Annotated in this window: 14 protein-coding genes; 8 read left to right on the plus strand and 6 right to left on the minus strand. The window is 62.4% G+C overall.

The features are described 5' to 3' along the window. Positions 1-10 precede the first annotated feature (10 nt). Both AC1DV9_RS01760 and AC1DV9_RS01765 read right to left on the minus strand, forming a co-directional pair. Positions 11-1,234: an NAD(P)/FAD-dependent oxidoreductase gene (locus AC1DV9_RS01760; protein WP_477945829.1), complete on the minus strand. Its 1,224-nt coding sequence runs from the start codon at positions 1,232-1,234 to the stop codon at positions 11-13. A 5-nt stretch (positions 1,235-1,239) separates the two neighbouring features. Then, positions 1,240-1,554 (minus strand): MocE family 2Fe-2S type ferredoxin, encoded by a 315-nt coding sequence (locus tag AC1DV9_RS01765; protein WP_477941659.1) that lies wholly within the window; start codon positions 1,552-1,554, stop codon positions 1,240-1,242. A gap of 206 nt (positions 1,555-1,760) precedes the next feature. Between AC1DV9_RS01765 and AC1DV9_RS01770 the strand changes: the two genes are divergently transcribed. From AC1DV9_RS01770 to AC1DV9_RS01795, 6 genes are all read left to right on the plus strand, one after another. Then, positions 1,761-2,897: an ROK family transcriptional regulator gene (locus tag AC1DV9_RS01770; RefSeq protein ID WP_477945830.1), complete on the plus strand. Its 1,137-nt coding sequence runs from the start codon at positions 1,761-1,763 to the stop codon at positions 2,895-2,897. Next, positions 2,894-3,661, plus strand: coding sequence for an ATP-binding cassette domain-containing protein (locus AC1DV9_RS01775; protein ID WP_477945831.1), 768 nt, complete (start codon positions 2,894-2,896; stop codon positions 3,659-3,661). Before AC1DV9_RS01770 ends, AC1DV9_RS01775 begins: the two co-directional genes overlap by 4 nt. A 34-nt stretch (positions 3,662-3,695) precedes the next feature. Continuing rightward, positions 3,696-4,736 carry a sugar ABC transporter substrate-binding protein gene (locus tag AC1DV9_RS01780; RefSeq protein ID WP_477945832.1) on the plus strand — a complete coding sequence of 347 codons (1,041 nt, stop codon included), beginning with the start codon at positions 3,696-3,698 and terminating at the stop codon, positions 4,734-4,736. A gap of 62 nt (positions 4,737-4,798) precedes the next feature. After that, positions 4,799-5,794, plus strand: a complete 996-nt coding sequence (locus AC1DV9_RS01785) for an ABC transporter permease (protein ID WP_477945834.1) — start codon at positions 4,799-4,801, stop codon at positions 5,792-5,794. After that, positions 5,791-6,561: an SDR family NAD(P)-dependent oxidoreductase gene (locus tag AC1DV9_RS01790; RefSeq protein ID WP_477945836.1), complete on the plus strand. Its 771-nt coding sequence runs from the start codon at positions 5,791-5,793 to the stop codon at positions 6,559-6,561. The genes AC1DV9_RS01785 and AC1DV9_RS01790 overlap by 4 nt, the downstream gene beginning before the upstream one ends. Before the next feature lie 58 nt (positions 6,562-6,619). Continuing rightward, positions 6,620-7,054: a response regulator gene (locus tag AC1DV9_RS01795; protein WP_310291280.1), complete on the plus strand. Its 435-nt coding sequence runs from the start codon at positions 6,620-6,622 to the stop codon at positions 7,052-7,054. A 25-nt stretch (positions 7,055-7,079) separates the two neighbouring features. On the opposite strand, the gene AC1DV9_RS01800 is transcribed toward AC1DV9_RS01795, so the two are convergent. The 3 genes from AC1DV9_RS01800 to AC1DV9_RS01810 all read right to left on the minus strand — a co-directional run bounded on the left by AC1DV9_RS01800 (position 7,080) and on the right by AC1DV9_RS01810 (position 9,936). Beyond that, a complete protein-coding gene (locus tag AC1DV9_RS01800; RefSeq protein WP_477945838.1) occupies positions 7,080-7,883 on the minus strand; it encodes a PIG-L deacetylase family protein in 804 nt (267 codons plus the stop codon). A gap of 50 nt (positions 7,884-7,933) precedes the next feature. After that, positions 7,934-9,361 carry an aldehyde dehydrogenase family protein gene (locus AC1DV9_RS01805; RefSeq protein WP_477945840.1) on the minus strand — a complete coding sequence of 476 codons (1,428 nt, stop codon included), beginning with the start codon at positions 9,359-9,361 and terminating at the stop codon, positions 7,934-7,936. Between the two features lie 143 nt (positions 9,362-9,504). Continuing rightward, positions 9,505-9,936 (minus strand): Lrp/AsnC family transcriptional regulator, encoded by a 432-nt coding sequence (locus tag AC1DV9_RS01810; protein ID WP_442208580.1) that lies wholly within the window; start codon positions 9,934-9,936, stop codon positions 9,505-9,507. A gap of 132 nt (positions 9,937-10,068) precedes the next feature. Between AC1DV9_RS01810 and AC1DV9_RS01815 the strand changes: the two genes are divergently transcribed. Continuing rightward, complete coding sequence (locus AC1DV9_RS01815) at positions 10,069-11,172, plus strand: saccharopine dehydrogenase family protein (RefSeq protein WP_477945842.1); 1,104 nt, start codon at positions 10,069-10,071, stop codon at positions 11,170-11,172. Between the two features lie 43 nt (positions 11,173-11,215). On the opposite strand, the gene AC1DV9_RS01820 is transcribed toward AC1DV9_RS01815, so the two are convergent. Further along, positions 11,216-11,707, minus strand: a complete 492-nt coding sequence (locus tag AC1DV9_RS01820; protein WP_112514565.1) for an Lrp/AsnC ligand binding domain-containing protein — start codon at positions 11,705-11,707, stop codon at positions 11,216-11,218. 189 nt (positions 11,708-11,896) lie between these two features. On the opposite strand from AC1DV9_RS01820, the gene putA reads away from it, so the two are divergent. Further along, a complete protein-coding gene (gene putA, locus AC1DV9_RS01825) occupies positions 11,897-15,595 on the plus strand; it encodes a trifunctional transcriptional regulator/proline dehydrogenase/L-glutamate gamma-semialdehyde dehydrogenase (protein WP_477945843.1) in 3,699 nt (1,232 codons plus the stop codon). Positions 15,596-15,631 lie beyond the last annotated feature (36 nt).

A 15,631-nucleotide genomic window follows, 5' to 3' on the forward strand; every position in this document is an offset into this window, starting at 1 on the left:
CTGATCCAAGCTAAGCGCGCGGCAACAGTGATTTCAAGTTCACCGACGGCTGCGAAAGGTCTGCGGCATCGGGTTTTGCCCGCTTGGCGATCAGCATTTCGGCGAGGCGGATATCCTTGGCGATGCGGTTGCCTGGTCCAAAGCCACTGGCGGCAAGCAGGCGCCCGTCTTCGGCGAGGTGGAAGAGAATGAATGTCCCGGGCTCGATTTCCCGGCGCACGCTCGTAACCGCGCCGTCGGCGAGACCGGCGATCTGCAGCGTGCAATCATATTGATCCGACCAGAACCACGGGACGGCCTCGTAGGGGCTGACGGTACCCAGCATGCCGGCTGCCGCATGCGCGCCCTGATCCTGAGCATTGCGCCAGGCCTCCAGCCGGATTCGCCAGGCCTCATAGGGAAAGGAACAGCAATCCCCGGCAGCAAAAATTGCCGGATCAGAGGTCTGCAGGCTGGTGTCGACGGCAATGCCGTTCTCGACAGCGAGACCGGCCTTCACAGCCAGTTCGACGCGAGGCTGAGCGCCGATGCCCACCACCAGCGTACCGGCTTTCAGGATTTCGCCGGTGCTGAGGGCCAGGACGACACCATCGCTGTCACCGGATAGCCGCTCGATACCGGCGCCGCACACGATCCGCACGCCGTTGCCTTGATGAAGCGCCTGGACCTTTGCGGCGATCTCCTCAGGCACGCCCCGCATCAGAATGCGCGGCAATGCCTCGATGACGGTGACCTCAAGGCCTCGCTGGCGGGCAGCTGCCGCCAGTTCGAGGCCGATAAAGCCCGCGCCGATGATCGCGAGATGGCCGCCCGCCGTCAGACGCGCGGCAAGGCCCGCCGCATCGTCATGGGTTCGCAGATAGAAGACATGGTCGAGCCCCTCGGCCGCGGGCAGGCGCCGCGGGGCCGCGCCGGTCGCGATCAGCAGCCTGTCGTAAGGAATTTGCCGCCCGCTTGCCAATTCGACGGTGCGGCGCTCGCGATCGATCGCGGTGGTGGCATCGCCAGCGATCACAACGACACCGCGTTCCTCATATTGCTGCTGCCCTGCGATAAACGGCGGCTCGGCGCCATCAGGCGCCAGCATATGCTGCTTGGAAAGCGGCGGCCGCTCGTAGGGCAGATGCCGCTCATCGCCAACAAGCGTGATCGACCCGCCGAAACCCTGATCACGAAGCGCGAAGGCCGCGCGCGCACCGCACTGGCCGCCGCCGATGATGACGAAATGCTGCATCGGCGTCACTCCAGTCCGAGAAAGACAGCGCCGTCTTCTACCTTGACCGGATAGGTACGGAGGTTAACGCAGACGGGCGCGCCCCTCGCCTCGCCGGTGCGATAGTCGAAGCGCCCGTTGTGTTTCGGACATTCGACGATGTGGTCCATGACCAGACCATCGGCGAGATGAACCTTCTCGTGGGTACACATGCCATCCGTCGCATAGAAGCTGTCATCGGGGCTGCGGTAGACGGCGAAGGTCTTTCCGCCGTGATCAAAACGGATCACGTCCTCGTTCTCGACATCATCGATCTCGCAGGCCTTCACCCAGTTGCTCATCTGATCCTCCCGAATTCATCGCGTTTGATCAGAACCTAGGCGATCGCCCGGAAAATCTCGGTCAGATTCTTGATCAGAACCCATCAATTCGAACGGCGGGGATAGCATCTCGACAGGACCAAAACAGCATGCGGGAGCTATTTATGAAAACCATTTGACTAAATAAAAACTCGGTGCCAAGCTGATGACATTCTGAGGGCTGTGGCATGACATTGCGTGGTACCAATCAGGAATCAGGGCGTCCGTATAACCGGCGTATCGTTCTCGAAGCGATCCGGTTGAACGGCCCGGTGACGCGCGCAGACATCGCCAAGCGCGTCAGCCTGACGGTGCAGACAGTCTCCACCATCGTCCGTGAACTCGAAGAGCAGGGCTACATCCTCTCGGTCCGTGAGGAGCCGAAAGGGCGCGGTATTCCGCCATCGGTTCTGACGATCAATCCGCAAGGCGGCTACGTTGCCGGCATCCATCTGACCCCTCTCGGCATCGACGCCGCACTGGTCGATCTCAACGGCAATATCGTCGAAAGCGCCTATCGCACCGCGCCGAACGTCGCGCCCGATCTTGCTTTCCAGCTGATCGGCGAGCTGGTCTCAGAACTTCGCGCCGGCGGCAGCAAGCGCATCCTGGGAGCCGGCATGGCGCTGCCGGGTCCCTTTGGCGTCGACTCCATGAGCTTCATCGGCGCAACGACCATGGCAGGCTGGAAAGACGTGCCGCTCAAGGAGCGCCTCGCGGAAGCCGCCAATCTTCCTGCTTTCATCGACACGGACATGGCTTGCGCGGCACTTGGCGAACAGCTCTACGGAATTGGCTCGCAGTTCTCCAATTACTACTATCTCTATTTCGGCGTCGGCCTTGGCGGCGCCATGGTTCATGACGGCGCGGTGATGCGCGGCGGCTGGGGCAATGCCGGCGAAATCGGCCATATCCCGGCGGTACCGGATGGCGAGCCCTGCCCTTGCGGCAACAGTGGTTGCCTCGAACGCTATCTTTCTCTCGATGCCTTCAACCGCCGCGGCGTCTCGCAACCGATGTGGGCCGAGGAAATCCGGCCGATCTTCCACAACGCCATCCGCACCATCGAAAACCTGCTCGACCCGCAGACGATCGTGCTCGGCGGACTGGCGCCACCCGACCTCATCGAAAAGCTGGTGGCCTCGGCCGGCCTGCCGAATTCCGTCGCCGCCCGCAAGGATCGAAAGCATCCGCGGCTGGTGATGGCGAGCGACTGCCAGAACTCGGTGCTGCGCGGCGCGGCAGCGCTTGCCGTCTCCAGCCTGCTGTCGCCGCGCTTCGGCCAGATGTTTTCCAACCCCGACGAGAAAGGGATCGCCGCATGAGCGAACCGCTGCTGGTGCTCGACAATATCCGCAAGAATTTCGGCGCCATCGAAGCGCTGAAGGGCGTCAGCTTCTCGATCGGCAAGGGCGAGGTCGTGGCACTGCTGGGCGATAACGGCGCCGGAAAATCGACGCTGGTAAAGATCATTTCCGGCGGGCTGGAGCCGAGCTCGGGACGCATGCTCTTCGAGGGTCGCGACTATGTGGCAAAGACCCCGGCCGAGGCAAAGGCCGCCGGTGTCGAGACGGTCTATCAGGACCTGTCTCTCGCCACCAATGTCGATGTCGTCGCCAATTTCTTCATGGGCCGCGAGATCACCCGCAAGGTCCTCGGCGTTCCCTTCCTCGACGAGCGGGCGATGGAAAAGGTCGTCGGCGATGCGCTTGCCAATGCCGGCACCCGCATCCCGTCGCTCCGGACCAAGGTCGAGCATCTCTCCGGCGGCCAGCGCCAGGCGATCGAGCTCAACCGCTTCGTCCACTGGGGCGGCAAGCTGGTGCTGCTCGATGAACCCTTTGCCGCACTCGGCGTCGAGCAGACGCGCCGCGGCCTGGAGATGATCCGCCATGTTGCCAACCAGGGCATCGGCGTCGTCATCATCACCCACATCATGCAGCAGGCCTTCCAGGTGGCCGACCGGATCGTGGTGATCCGCCAGGGCGTCGTCGCGGGCGACGTCGAGACATCCAAGACAAATGCAGACGCGGTGATCGAAATGATCACCGGACAAAGCCTCGCCGGTGCCGGACCGGTGAGACCATAAAAATTGAGGGTCCGGCGCAAAAGGAGAGAACGACATGAAGCGAATAGCCTTAGCCGCGCTGACCGTTCTGGCGCTCGGCATCTCATTGATGACGACCGCCTTCGCCCAATCGAAGGGAACGGTCTATTACCTCGTGCCGACACTGCTCGATGAATTCCAGACCGGCTCGGTCAGCGCGCTTGAGATGTTTCTCAAGCAGACCGGATACGAAATGAAGACGCTGAACGCCGACAACAAGACGGATGCGCAGCAGTCGCAGATGAACGACGTCATCGCCTTGAAGCCTGCGGCGATCATTCTCGCCGCCGTCGATTTCAACGCGCTGAAACCATCGATCGAGGCAGCACGTGCCGCCGGTATCCCAGTGGTCGAGTTCGACCGGCAGATCACCTCGACGCAGTCGGACTTCACGTCGGTCGCAGGAACGATCGAGATCGGCTATGTGGCCGCCGAACAGGCAGAAAAGCTGCTGAAGGCCAAGAATGGCGACGTGAAGGGTAAGGTTCTCCAGGTTCTCGGCGATCCCGGCGATCCCTACACGCTCGACATCCAGAAGGGCTTCGAAGAGAAGATGAAGGCCTTCCCGGGCGTGAAGATCATCTCGGTGCCGGCCATGCAGTGGGAAGCCAGCAACGCCGGAACGATCGTTTCCGACCAGATGCTTGCCAATCCCGATATCGACCTGATCTTCAGTCATGCCGCGCACCTCTCGGTCGCCGCCGTCGCTTCGCTCGAAGCCGCCGGCAAGAAGCCGGGTGATGTCATGCTGATGAGCTCGAACGGCGCTCCCGTCGGTCTCGACCTGATCCGCAAGGGCTGGCTGAATGTCGAAGTCGAGCAGCCGCTGTACGCACAGGCCGCTGCCGTCGCCATCTTCATGGACAAGATCGCCAAGAAGGAAGAGATCAAGCCCGGCGAATATGACGTGCTCGGCCTGAAGGGCGTCGTCACCAAGGAAGCATGGGGTCCGAACATCAAGATCCCCGGCGCTGCCATCACCAAGGAGAATGTCGACGATCCGGCCTTCTGGGGCAACCAGAAAGCACCAACCGCACAGGTCAAATCGGTCGAATGAGCGACATCCAAGCGCCCGGGCTTCACAGCCCGGGCTCCCTCCCCAGCAACCGGAACGGCCTGATGACACCTCGCACGCGTCAATTCTTTGAGCTCGTCCTCGATAATCTCGTCTGGTTCATGCTCATCTTCGTGCTCGCCGTCTTTTCGGCGTTCGTCCCGAACTATTTCCAGCTTGGCATCTTCGCCAATATCATCGAGGCCTCCAGCGTCCTCGGCGTCATGTCGATCGGCCTGTCGCTTGTCATCATCGCCGGACATATGGACCTCTCGGTGGAGTCAGTTGCGGCGCTTTCGGCCATGGCTGTCGGCATCCTGTTCTGCTCAGCCGGCATCGGCATCGGCTTCACGCTCAGCCCGGAATGGTTGATGGTGCCGGTCTCGCTGCTGATCGCCCTTGCCGTCGGCGGCCTGATCGGGCTGCTCAACGGCTTCCTGATCGTCAAGGTGAAGATGAATGCCTTCATCATCACGCTGGCCTCCTATATCTGGGTGCGCGGCATCGTGCTTGCCGTCTCGGGCGGCCGCTCCGCACAGGATTTGGCACCCGCCATCCGCTGGTTCGGCATTCAGCGGCTGGTCGGCCTCCCGCTGACGGCGTGGATCGCGATCTTCTGCTTCGTGCTGTTTTCGGTGATCATGGCCAAGACCCCGTTCGGCCGCCATCTGACGATGATCGGCGGCAATGAGACGGCAACGTTCCGCGCCGGCATTCCCGTCCAGCGCAACCTGATCATCGCCTTCGTCATGGCAGGCGCGATCGCCGGTCTCGCCGGCTGGCTGCTCGCCATCCGCACCTCGGGTGCGACAGCCAATCTTGGCGTCGGCCTGCTGTTCAACGCCTTCGCGGCCGTCGTCATCGGCGGCGTCAGCCTGAAGGGCGGCGTCGGCGCGCTCCCCGGCGTCTATGCCGGCGTGCTGCTGCTGTCGTCGATCAACACCGCCATCAATCTCATGGGCCTGCCCGCCAATTTCACCCAGGTTATCCACGGCTTCCTGGTGCTGGCGGCGGTCCTTCTCGATACATTCAAGCAAAAACTGCGTCAGAGGCTCGCATGACTGGAAGACTGGACGGAAAAATCGCGGTTGTCATCGGCGCCGCCCGCGGCATCGGCAAGGCGACGGCCAAGCGCTTTCAGGAAGAAGGCGCCACGATCATCCTCGCCGACTACGAAGAGGAAGGCGGCCGCGCCGCCGCCGAGGATCTCGGCGTCACCTTCTTCAAGACCGACATCTCGAAGATGGAGGATGCCAAGGCTGTCGTCGCTTTCGCGGTCGAGACCTATGGCAGGATCGACATCATCGTCCAGAATGCCGGCGTCTATCCCTGGCAGCTGATCGAGGATACCAGCCCCGAGGACTGGGACAACGTCATCGCCGTCAATCTGCGCGGCTCCTTCAACGCGGCGCGCGCAGCACTCGACCCGATGCGGAAGCAAGGCTATGGCCGCATCCTCTTCACCTCGTCTATCACGGGGCCGCGTGTCACCAGCCCGGGCCACGGCCATTATTCGGCGACCAAGGCCGGGATCAACGGCTTCATCCGCGCCGCAGCGCTCGAATTCTCCTCCTATGGCATCACCGTCAACGGCGTCGAGCCGGGCAACATCATGACCGAGGCGATGCAGCTTCACCGTGGCCCGGCCTTCATCAAAAACATGGAGGATGCCATTCCGCTCGGCAGGCTCGGCAGCCCGCGCGATGTCGCCAATGCCTTCCTGTTTCTCGCCTCCGACGATGCAAGCTACATCACCGGCACGACGATCGTCGTCGATGGCGGGCAGCTTCTGCCTGAGGGAAGCGATTTCAGGCTCTTGCCTCCGTGAGCTGGCGGCGGTCCTCACGGTCTCGTGAGCGAAGTCGGCCGCCCGTCTCTTGACCTTCGTGACTGCTTCCCTACTTCGCAACTCGGGCGAAGAAGTTGGGAATGACATGAAGGTATTGATCGTTGAGGACGAGGGCATCATTGCCTGGGACCTCGAAAGCATGGTGCTCGACAACGGGTTCGAGGTTGCGGGACTCGCAAGGACGGAAATTGAGGCGCTCTCGCTGGCACGGCGAGCCGATATCGCGCTCGTCGACGTACAGCTGGCGGACGGCCCGACCGGGCCGCAGATCGCCCGCACGCTGATCGATCTCTATGGCATCGAGGTCGTCTTCATGACTGGCAATCCCGAAATTGTCGCGGGCTTCGAGGGCGCCGTCGGCGTCGTCACCAAGCCGCATCACCTCGACAAGGTCAAGTCGGCGCTGATGGATGCGCTGGCTGCCAGAACCCGCAAACGGGATGCCAGGTCCAGCGGCGCGACGGCTGCGTGAAGTAGTTCGCTGCAGCGGAAGGCCGTCAGTTTTCCGTCCGCCAGAACCGTTCCCTGACGCCGGTTCCGGACGCGTCCCTCATGTAGCTCCTCAGTTCCCACTCGGCATCGAGGCCAGGGAAGATTTCGGCGATCTGCGATTCATATTTCAAGATTGCCGCGAACTTGCGCTCGAAATCGATGTCGATATCGACATGATTCCTGACCTTCCAATTGGTCCGCGCCAGTGCAGCCGGCACGCTATCCGGATAACCGGGCGGGAAGAAGCCGGCGGCATAGGGAATGTCCTCATAGAGATAAATATCGACGTTCCAGGCAGCACTGCATTTGCGGAACGTCTCGGTGGTCACGACATGATCCAGATGGCAGCCGACCGCCAGCGGGCAGAGGACGATCGTCGGGCGCACCGCGACGAACCATTCCGCCAGCAAATCCTCCAGCGGCCTCCAAGCCGGATCCTGATCCGATGGCGGCGAGAAGACCGCCTCCCGGGTCGCGTAAAGGGAGATGCCATCGCGGTCTCTGCGATAGATCGAATCCGTCATGCCGCCATGAATGTAATCGGCGCCGAGGAGCGCGATTGAGGCGATATCCTCCTCGCGCCTGACGGCATAGGGATTTGCGCCGAGCCCCCACCATTCATGCAGCTCGCGAACCAGCGGTGACGGCTCGCCCTGCAGATCGGCATCACCGGTAAAGATCGTCGCCGCGACGACATGGGCGCCATCCTTCACGGCCCTGTCCATCAGCCCACCGGCGCTGAGAACGGCGTCGTCGAGATGCGGTGAGAGGATAAGGACGCGGTCGTCCCGGGTGAGCTTGTCGAGCATTGCGGCATCCGTTCGTGTGGCGATCTGCCTTACAGACAAAAGACGCCGGATTATTCACCCCAGCCGACAACACCCTTGATTTCAAGGAAATCATGGATCGCCCAATCGGCGTACTCGCGGCCGTTGCCAGACTGCTTGTAGCCGCCGAAGGGTGCGAATGTGTCCCAGTCCGGATAGTTGAGATAGACCGAACCGGCGCGCATGCGCTTGGCCACGGCGCGGGCATGCTCGATATCGGTCGACTGGATATAGGCGGCGAGACCGTAGACCGTATCGTTGGCGATGCGAACGGCATCTTCGTCGTTCTCGTAGGAGATGATCGAGAGAACCGGCCCGAAGATCTCCTCGCGCGCAATCGTCATGCCGGGCGTGACATGACCGAAGACCGTCGGGCGGATATAATAGCCGCGGTTCAGCCCCTCCGGCCTGCCGGGACCGCCGGTGACCAGCGTCGCACCTTCGCTGATGCCGCTCTCGATCAGGCGCTGGATCTTGTCATACTGGATCTGGCTGACGACGGGGCCGAGATCGACGCCTTCGGCCCGCGGATCACCGGTCTTGAAGGCTTCGGCCGCCTTTTTGGCAATGGCAAGCACCTCGTCGTGGCGGCCTGCCGGTACCAGCATCCGTGTCGGCGCATCGCAGGACTGGCCCGAGTTGCCGAAGCAGCCCTCGACACCCTTGGCGACAGCCGTTTCGAAATCAGCGTCGTCGAGAATGATGTTTGCCGACTTGCCGCCGAGCTCCTGCGCCACGCGCTTGACCGTATCGGCGGCGGTCTTCGCAACGATGATCCCGGCCCGCGTCGAACCGGTGAACGAGACCATATCGACATCAGCATGTCCGGCCATGACCTGGCCGACATCGGGACCGGTGCCATTCACCAGATTGAACACGCCCTTCGGCGTTCCCGCGGCCGCCATCACCTCGGCGAAGATGATGCCGCTGATCGGCGCGATTTCCGATGGCTTGAGAACGACCGTGCAGCCTGCGGCGATCGCCGGAGCCACCTTGCAGACGATCTGGTTCAGCGGCCAGTTCCAGGGGGTGATCAGCGCGCAAACACCGATCGGCTCCTTGACGACGGTGGTCGTGCCGCGCTTTTCGCTGAATGTGTATTCCTCGAACGCGGCGATCGTCGCTTCCATGTGAGCGCGCCCCACCCCGGCCTGCGAATCGCGGGCGAATGGCAACGGCGCACCCATTTCCTGACTGACGGCCTGGGCGATATCTTCGAAGCGCTCATTATAGCATTCGAGGATCCGCTTCAGCAGCGCCAGACGCTCCTCCTTCGAGGTCAGCGAGAAAGTTTCGAACGCCTGCTTCGCAGCCGCAACAGCCTTGTCAACATCGGCTGCGGAGCCGCCGGAGATCGAGGTATAGGTTTCTTCGGTCGATGGATCGATCACCTCGATCGTCTTCGGCACCACAGGATCGACCCACGCGCCGTCGATGAAGAATTTCAGGTGGTTATTCATGTGTTCTCCAATGCCGTTGATAGCTCAGGCGCGGGCAGCGCGATGGCGCTCGACCGGTGTCATTGACGGACACTAGCCGAACTTTGCAAATGTGAAATAGCAATTGCGAGGCAATCTCTGCCGCCGCCACGCGGCGGTGTTTCTCACCGGGCAAACCGTGTCGAGAGAATGATCGAGGACAGCGTGCGGTCGACGCCATCGATCGCCCCGATCCTGTCGATCACCTGGTCGAGCTCCGATATCGACGGCGCGGCGATCAGCGCGATCAGGTCGAACGATCCGCTGACGGAATGCAGCGCGGTTACCGCCTGCATCTTGTCGAGGGCCGATGTCACCTGCGCCAGGGCCTTGGGCGCGATGGTGATCAGGATATGCGCCCGGATCAGCCCCGAGGCATAGGCATCCGACAGCCTGACGCCATATCCGGCAATCACGCCCTCGCGCTCGAGCCGTTCCAGCCTCGCCTGCACCGTCGTTCGCGACAGCGACAGTTTCTTGGCCAAGGTGGCAACCGGCAGGCGGGCATTTTCGCCGAGCAGTGCCAACAGCTCCCGGTCCTTCACGCTCAGATCCATCGCTCTACACTCCGCAAAGATTGATCAGCAAACTGATTTAATATGGCCGTCGTTTTGCGCATTCTGCCGCTATTTTATGTGAAGTCCACTGCTAGGCTTATAAAAATCCTATAAACGTCATCGAGGGCTGATATGAAAGAAGTTGTTGTTGCAGGCGCAGGCAAGATCGGTGGCGCCATCGCCTTGATGCTGGCCGATACGGGCGCGTACCAGGTGCTGGTCGTGGACCGTAGCGCCGAACAGACCGAGCGGGTCGAGCGGCATCCGGCGATCTCGACCGCCGTACTGGATATTTCCAGCCATGCGGATCTGGTGGCAACGCTCAAGGGCAAGTTCGCCGTCCTGTCGGCAGCGCCCTTCAATCTGACCGGCCTGATCGCCGAGGCCGCCCTTGCAGCAGGCGTGCACTATCTCGACCTGACGGAAGACGTCGCAACGACCAAGAAGGTCGAAGCACTGGCAGAAAATGCGGAAAGCGCCTTCATTCCTCAGTGCGGCCTGGCACCGGGCTTCATTTCCATCGTCGCCAACGATCTCGCCAAGCGCTCCGACAAGCTCGACAGCGTGCGCATGCGTGTCGGCGCGCTGCCGCAATATCCGTCCAACGCTCTGAACTATAACCTGACCTGGAGCACCGACGGGCTGATCAACGAATATATCGAGCCTTGCGAGGCGATCGTCGAAGGCAAGTTCATCACCGTTCCGGCGATGGAAGAGCGCGAAGAGTTCTCGCTCGACGGCGTGACCTATGAGGCGTTCAACACCTCTGGCGGACTGGGCACGCTTGCCAAGTCGCTGGAAGGCCGCGTGCGGACGATGAACTACCGCACGATCCGCTATCCCGGCCATCAGGCGATCATCAAGGCACTCCTGAACGATCTCAATCTGAAGAACCGCCGCGACGTGCTGAAAGACCTGTTCGAGCATGCGCTGCCGGCCACCATGCAAGATGTGGTCATCGTCTTCGTCACCGTCTGCGGCTGGAAGGACGATCGCTACCTGCAGGAAACCTACGCCAACAAGGTGTATTCCGGCGTCGTTGCCGGCCGCAAGATGAGCGCGATCCAGATCACCACCGCGGCAGGCATCACCGGTGTGCTCGATCTGCTTGCCAACGGCAAGCTTCCGACCAAGGGCTTCGTGCGCCAGGAAGAAATCGCTCTCGCCGACTTCCTCGACAACCGCTTCGGCCAGTTCTACAGCCCCGAAGCCGCGCGCCTCAAGGCAGCTGGCTGAACCAGCCCTCAGAAATCGAACTGCGGCCGATCAGGCCGCAGTTTCAAAGGCTGGGATTGAACTTGTCCCAGCCTTCCTTGACCGTTTCCATCGCCGGATTGGTTGATGTGCTTGCGACATGCGGCAGCGTCGAAATCTTTTCGCCGAGAACACGGCGGTATTTGGCGATGTCGCGGGTGCGAACCTTCAGCAGGTAATCGAAGCGCCCGGCGATCATGTGGCACTGTTCGACCTCCTTGATCTTCTTGACCGCATCGTTGAAGCTCTTCAGCGCGCCCTCGGTCGTGTTCGAGAGCTTGACCTCGACGAAGGCGATATGATCGAGTTCCATCTTCGCCGGATTGAGCACCGCCCGGAAACCCTCGATATAGCCTTCCGCAATCAGCCGCTTGAACCGGATCTGGCATGGCGTATTCGACAGACCGACGCGCGCTGCCAGGTCTGTGATGGAGATCCGCCCATCTTCCGACAGGGCTTCCAGTATCTTTCTGTCCAGCTGGTCGAGTTCACTAAACAAGGCGGTCTCTTTAGGCATATTAGCATCCAAATCGCGACATCTATGGATAAATGCCACTGAAATCGCCCTCAATCAAGTTGGATCGACCAGGCGCATTCATGCTAGATTGCCGCTGCCGGTGGTTTGGGGCATGGGCGCATGCGCCTTGCGTATCGAACAGACGCCGGCAGTTGCCGTTCAAACAAGTCCCGTTGCTAGGATCCCGCAATGCTCAACGCCGCTGATAACGCACCAGGTCCGGATTCCAATTCGCCATTTGCCGAGTTTGCGCCGCCGATCCGCGAGCAATCGGACCTGCGCAAGGCCATCACCGCCGCCTACCGGCGCCCGGAAACGGAATGCCTGCCGCCCCTCGTGGAAGCAGCCCGCGTGCCTGCGGACCTGAAGGCCGCCGCCCGTGATACCGCGCGCAAACTGATCGAGGCGCTGCGTGCCAAGCACAAGGGAACCGGCGTCGAGGGGTTGGTGCAGGAATATTCGCTGTCGAGCCAGGAAGGCGTTGCGCTCATGTGCCTCGCCGAAGCGCTGCTGCGTATTCCGGATACGGCCACGCGCGACGCGCTGATCCGCGACAAGATTTCCGAAGGCGACTGGAAGTCGCATGTCGGTGGCGGACGCTCGCTGTTCGTCAACGCGGCGACCTGGGGACTTGTGGTCACCGGCAAGCTGACATCGACCGTCAACGACCGCAGCCTTGCCGCCGCGCTGACCCGGCTGATTGCCCGCTGCGGCGAACCGGTGATCCGCCGCGGCGTCGATATGGCGATGCGCATGATGGGCGAGCAGTTCGTCACCGGCGAGACGATCGACGAGGCGCTGAAGCGCGCCCGCCCGCTCGAAGCACGCGGCTTCGGTTACTCCTACGACATGCTGGGCGAGGCAGCGACGACGGCAAAGGATGCCGACCGCTACTACCGCGACTACGAGAAGGCCATCCACGCGATCGGCAAGGCATCGGATGGCCGTGGCGTCTATGCCGGGCCGGGCATCTCGATCAAGCTGTCGGCTCTGCACCCCCGCTATGTCCGCGCACAGTCGAAGCGCGTGATGACCGAGCTTCTGCCGCGCGTTCGCGCACTGGCGCTGCTTGCCCGCACATATGACATCGGCCTCAATATCGACGCTGAAGAGGCCGATCGCCTCGAACTGTCGCTGGACCTCCTCGAAGAACTCAGCCTCGACGCCGGGCTGAAAGGCTGGAACGGTCTCGGCTTCGTCGTTCAGGCCTATGGCAAGCGCTGCCCCTTCGTTCTCGATTACATCATCGATCTCGCCCGCCGCTCCGGCCGCCGGATAATGGTGCGTCTCGTCAAGGGCGCCTATTGGGACGCCGAGATCAAGCGCGCCCAGCTCGACGGCCTGCCTGACTTCCCGGTCTACACCCGCAAGATCCACACCGACGTTGCCTATGTCGCCTGTGCCCGCAAGCTGCTGGCCGCCACCGACGCAGTCTTCCCGCAGTTTGCGACGCATAATGCCCAGACGCTGGCGACCATCTATCAGCTCGCCGGCCCGGACTTCCAGATCGGCAAGTATGAGTTCCAGTGCCTGCATGGTATGGGCGAGCCTCTTTATGACGAGGTCGTCGGCAAGCAGAATCTCGACCGGCCCTGCCGCATCTACGCGCCCGTCGGCACACATGAAACGCTGCTCGCCTATCTCGTCCGCCGCCTGCTGGAGAACGGCGCGAACTCCTCCTTCGTCAACCGTATCTCGGACCCCAAGGTTTCGGTGGATGACCTGACCACCGATCCGGTCGATCTCGTCGAAGCCGCCACGCCCGTCGGCAAGCCGCACGATCTCATCTCGCTGCCGCAGAACCTCTATGGCGCCGAACGCGACAACTCCTCCGGCATCGACCTTTCGAACGAGATGGAACTGGCCCGCCTTGCCGGCAACCTGCTTCAGACAACCACGAAATCCTGGCATGCCACGCCGCTTCTGGCCGACGGCTCGGTGGATGGCACGACCAGCCCGGTTCTCAATCCGGCCGATCATGGAGACGTTGTCGGTCAGGTAACCGAAGTGGAGATCGAAGCCGCCGCCAGGATCGCCAGGTTTGCGGCTGACGGCGCCAAGCAATGGGCGGCAGTCCCGCCGGCAGACAGGGCAGCCTGCCTCGATCGCGCCGCCGATATCATGCAGTCGCGGATCGAGCCGCTGATGGGCATCATCATCCGCGAGGCCGGCAAATCCGCCGCCAACGCCATTGGCGAGGTACGCGAGGCGATCGACTTCCTGCGCTACTATGCAGAACAGGCTCGCCGCACGCTCGGCCCGTCGCATGTGCCTCTCGGCCCGATCGTCTGCATCAGCCCCTGGAACTTCCCGCTGGCGATCTTCACAGGACAGGTCGCCGCAGCGCTGGTGGCGGGCAACCCAGTTATCGCCAAGCCTGCCGGCGTCACCCCGATCATCGCCTTCGAAAGCGTCAGGATCCTGCATGAGGCCGGCGTTCCGCGCGCAGCGCTTCAGTTCACCCCGGGCAGCGGCCGCCTTGGCGCCGCGCTGATCGACGCGGAAGAGACGGCCGGCGTGATGTTTACGGGCTCCACCGGTGTCGCCCGGATGATCCAGGCGCAGCTTGCCACCCGTCTCTCGGCGTCGGGCAAACCGATCCCGCTGATCGCCGAAACCGGCGGCCAGAACGGCATGATCGTCGATTCCTCCGCACTTGCCGAACAGGTCGTCGGCGATGTCATCGCTTCGGCTTTCGACAGCGCCGGTCAGCGCTGCTCGGCATTGCGCGTGCTCTGCCTGCAGCAGGACGTCGCCGACCGCACCCTGACGATGCTGAAGGGCGCCCTCCAGGAGCTGACGATCGGGCGTACCGATCGCCTCAGCATCGATGTCGGCCCGGTCATCACAGCGACCGCAAAAGGCGATATCGACGCCCATATCGAGAAGATGAAGACACTCGGCTGCAAGGTCGAGCAGCTGCCTCTGCCTGAGACAGCTGATCTCGGCACCTTCGTTCCGCCGACCATCATCGAACTCAAGAAGCTGTCGGATCTGGAGAAGGAAATCTTCGGGCCGGTTCTTCACGTCATCCGCTACCGCCGCGAAGATCTCGATCGCCTGATCGACGATATCAACGGCTCCGGCTACGGCCTGACATTCGGGCTTCACACGCGTCTCGACGAGACGATCGTTCATGTCACCAGTCGCATCCAGGCCGGCAATCTCTATGTCAACCGCAACATCATCGGCGCGGTCGTCGGCGTCCAGCCGTTCGGCGGCCGTGGCCTATCGGGCACCGGCCCGAAGGCGGGCGGTCCGCTCTATATCGGCCGCCTGGTCCAGAAGGCGCCGGTGCCGCCGCAGCACAGCTCCGTTCACACCGATCCCGCCCTTGCCGACTTCGCAGTCTGGCTATCGGGCAAGGGACGGGCTGACGACGCCGAGGCCGCACGCGAGCTCGGAAGCCTCTCCGCCGTTGGCCTTGAGAAGGAACTTGCCGGTCCTGTCGGCGAGCGCAACATCTATGCGCTTCATCCGCGCGGACGGGTTCTGCTTGCACCCGAGAGCGAACGTGGCCTTTATCGCCAGCTGGCGGCCGCGCTCGCCACCGGCAATCAGGCCGTCATCGACGAAGCCACCGGCCTTCGCGCCGCACTGAAGGACACTCCGGCAAGCGTCACGGCGCGCGTCTCCTGGACTTCGGACTGGAACAAGGACGGCCCCTTTGCCGCAGCCCTTCTGGAAGGCCGCGCAGAGCGCATCCGGACGCTCAACAAGGCGATCGCCGCACTCGATGGACCGCTTGTCCTGGTGCAATCGGCGACGGCCGCCGAAATCGAGAGCGATGTCGAGGCTTATTGCCTGAACTGGCTGATCGAAGAGGTCTCGACCTCGATCAACACGGCCGCCGCCGGCGGTAATGCCAGCCTGATGACCATCGGCTGAATGGGATAGAATACTTGTCCGGACATCTGCCCGGGC

The organism is Rhizobium sp. 01L410 (genome assembly GCF_056400165.1).

Coding starts and splice junctions, on each gene's coding strand:
- AC1DV9_RS01760 (WP_477945829.1), bottom strand. CDS start 1,234: ATGCAGCATTTCGTCATCATCGGCGGCGGCCAGTGCGGTGCGCGCGCG.
- AC1DV9_RS01765 (WP_477941659.1), bottom strand. CDS start 1,554: ATGAGCAACTGGGTGAAGGCCTGCGAGATCGATGATGTCGAGAACGAG.
- AC1DV9_RS01770 (WP_477945830.1), top strand. CDS start 1,761: ATGACATTGCGTGGTACCAATCAGGAATCAGGGCGTCCGTATAACCGG.
- AC1DV9_RS01775 (WP_477945831.1), top strand. CDS start 2,894: ATGAGCGAACCGCTGCTGGTGCTCGACAATATCCGCAAGAATTTCGGC.
- AC1DV9_RS01780 (WP_477945832.1), top strand. CDS start 3,696: ATGAAGCGAATAGCCTTAGCCGCGCTGACCGTTCTGGCGCTCGGCATC.
- AC1DV9_RS01785 (WP_477945834.1), top strand. CDS start 4,799: ATGACACCTCGCACGCGTCAATTCTTTGAGCTCGTCCTCGATAATCTC.
- AC1DV9_RS01790 (WP_477945836.1), top strand. CDS start 5,791: ATGACTGGAAGACTGGACGGAAAAATCGCGGTTGTCATCGGCGCCGCC.
- AC1DV9_RS01800 (WP_477945838.1), bottom strand. CDS start 7,883: ATGCTCGACAAGCTCACCCGGGACGACCGCGTCCTTATCCTCTCACCG.
- AC1DV9_RS01805 (WP_477945840.1), bottom strand. CDS start 9,361: ATGAATAACCACCTGAAATTCTTCATCGACGGCGCGTGGGTCGATCCT.
- AC1DV9_RS01810 (WP_442208580.1), bottom strand. CDS start 9,936: ATGGATCTGAGCGTGAAGGACCGGGAGCTGTTGGCACTGCTCGGCGAA.
- AC1DV9_RS01815 (WP_477945842.1), top strand. CDS start 10,069: ATGAAAGAAGTTGTTGTTGCAGGCGCAGGCAAGATCGGTGGCGCCATC.
- AC1DV9_RS01820 (WP_112514565.1), bottom strand. CDS start 11,707: ATGCCTAAAGAGACCGCCTTGTTTAGTGAACTCGACCAGCTGGACAGA.
- putA (WP_477945843.1), top strand. CDS start 11,897: ATGCTCAACGCCGCTGATAACGCACCAGGTCCGGATTCCAATTCGCCA.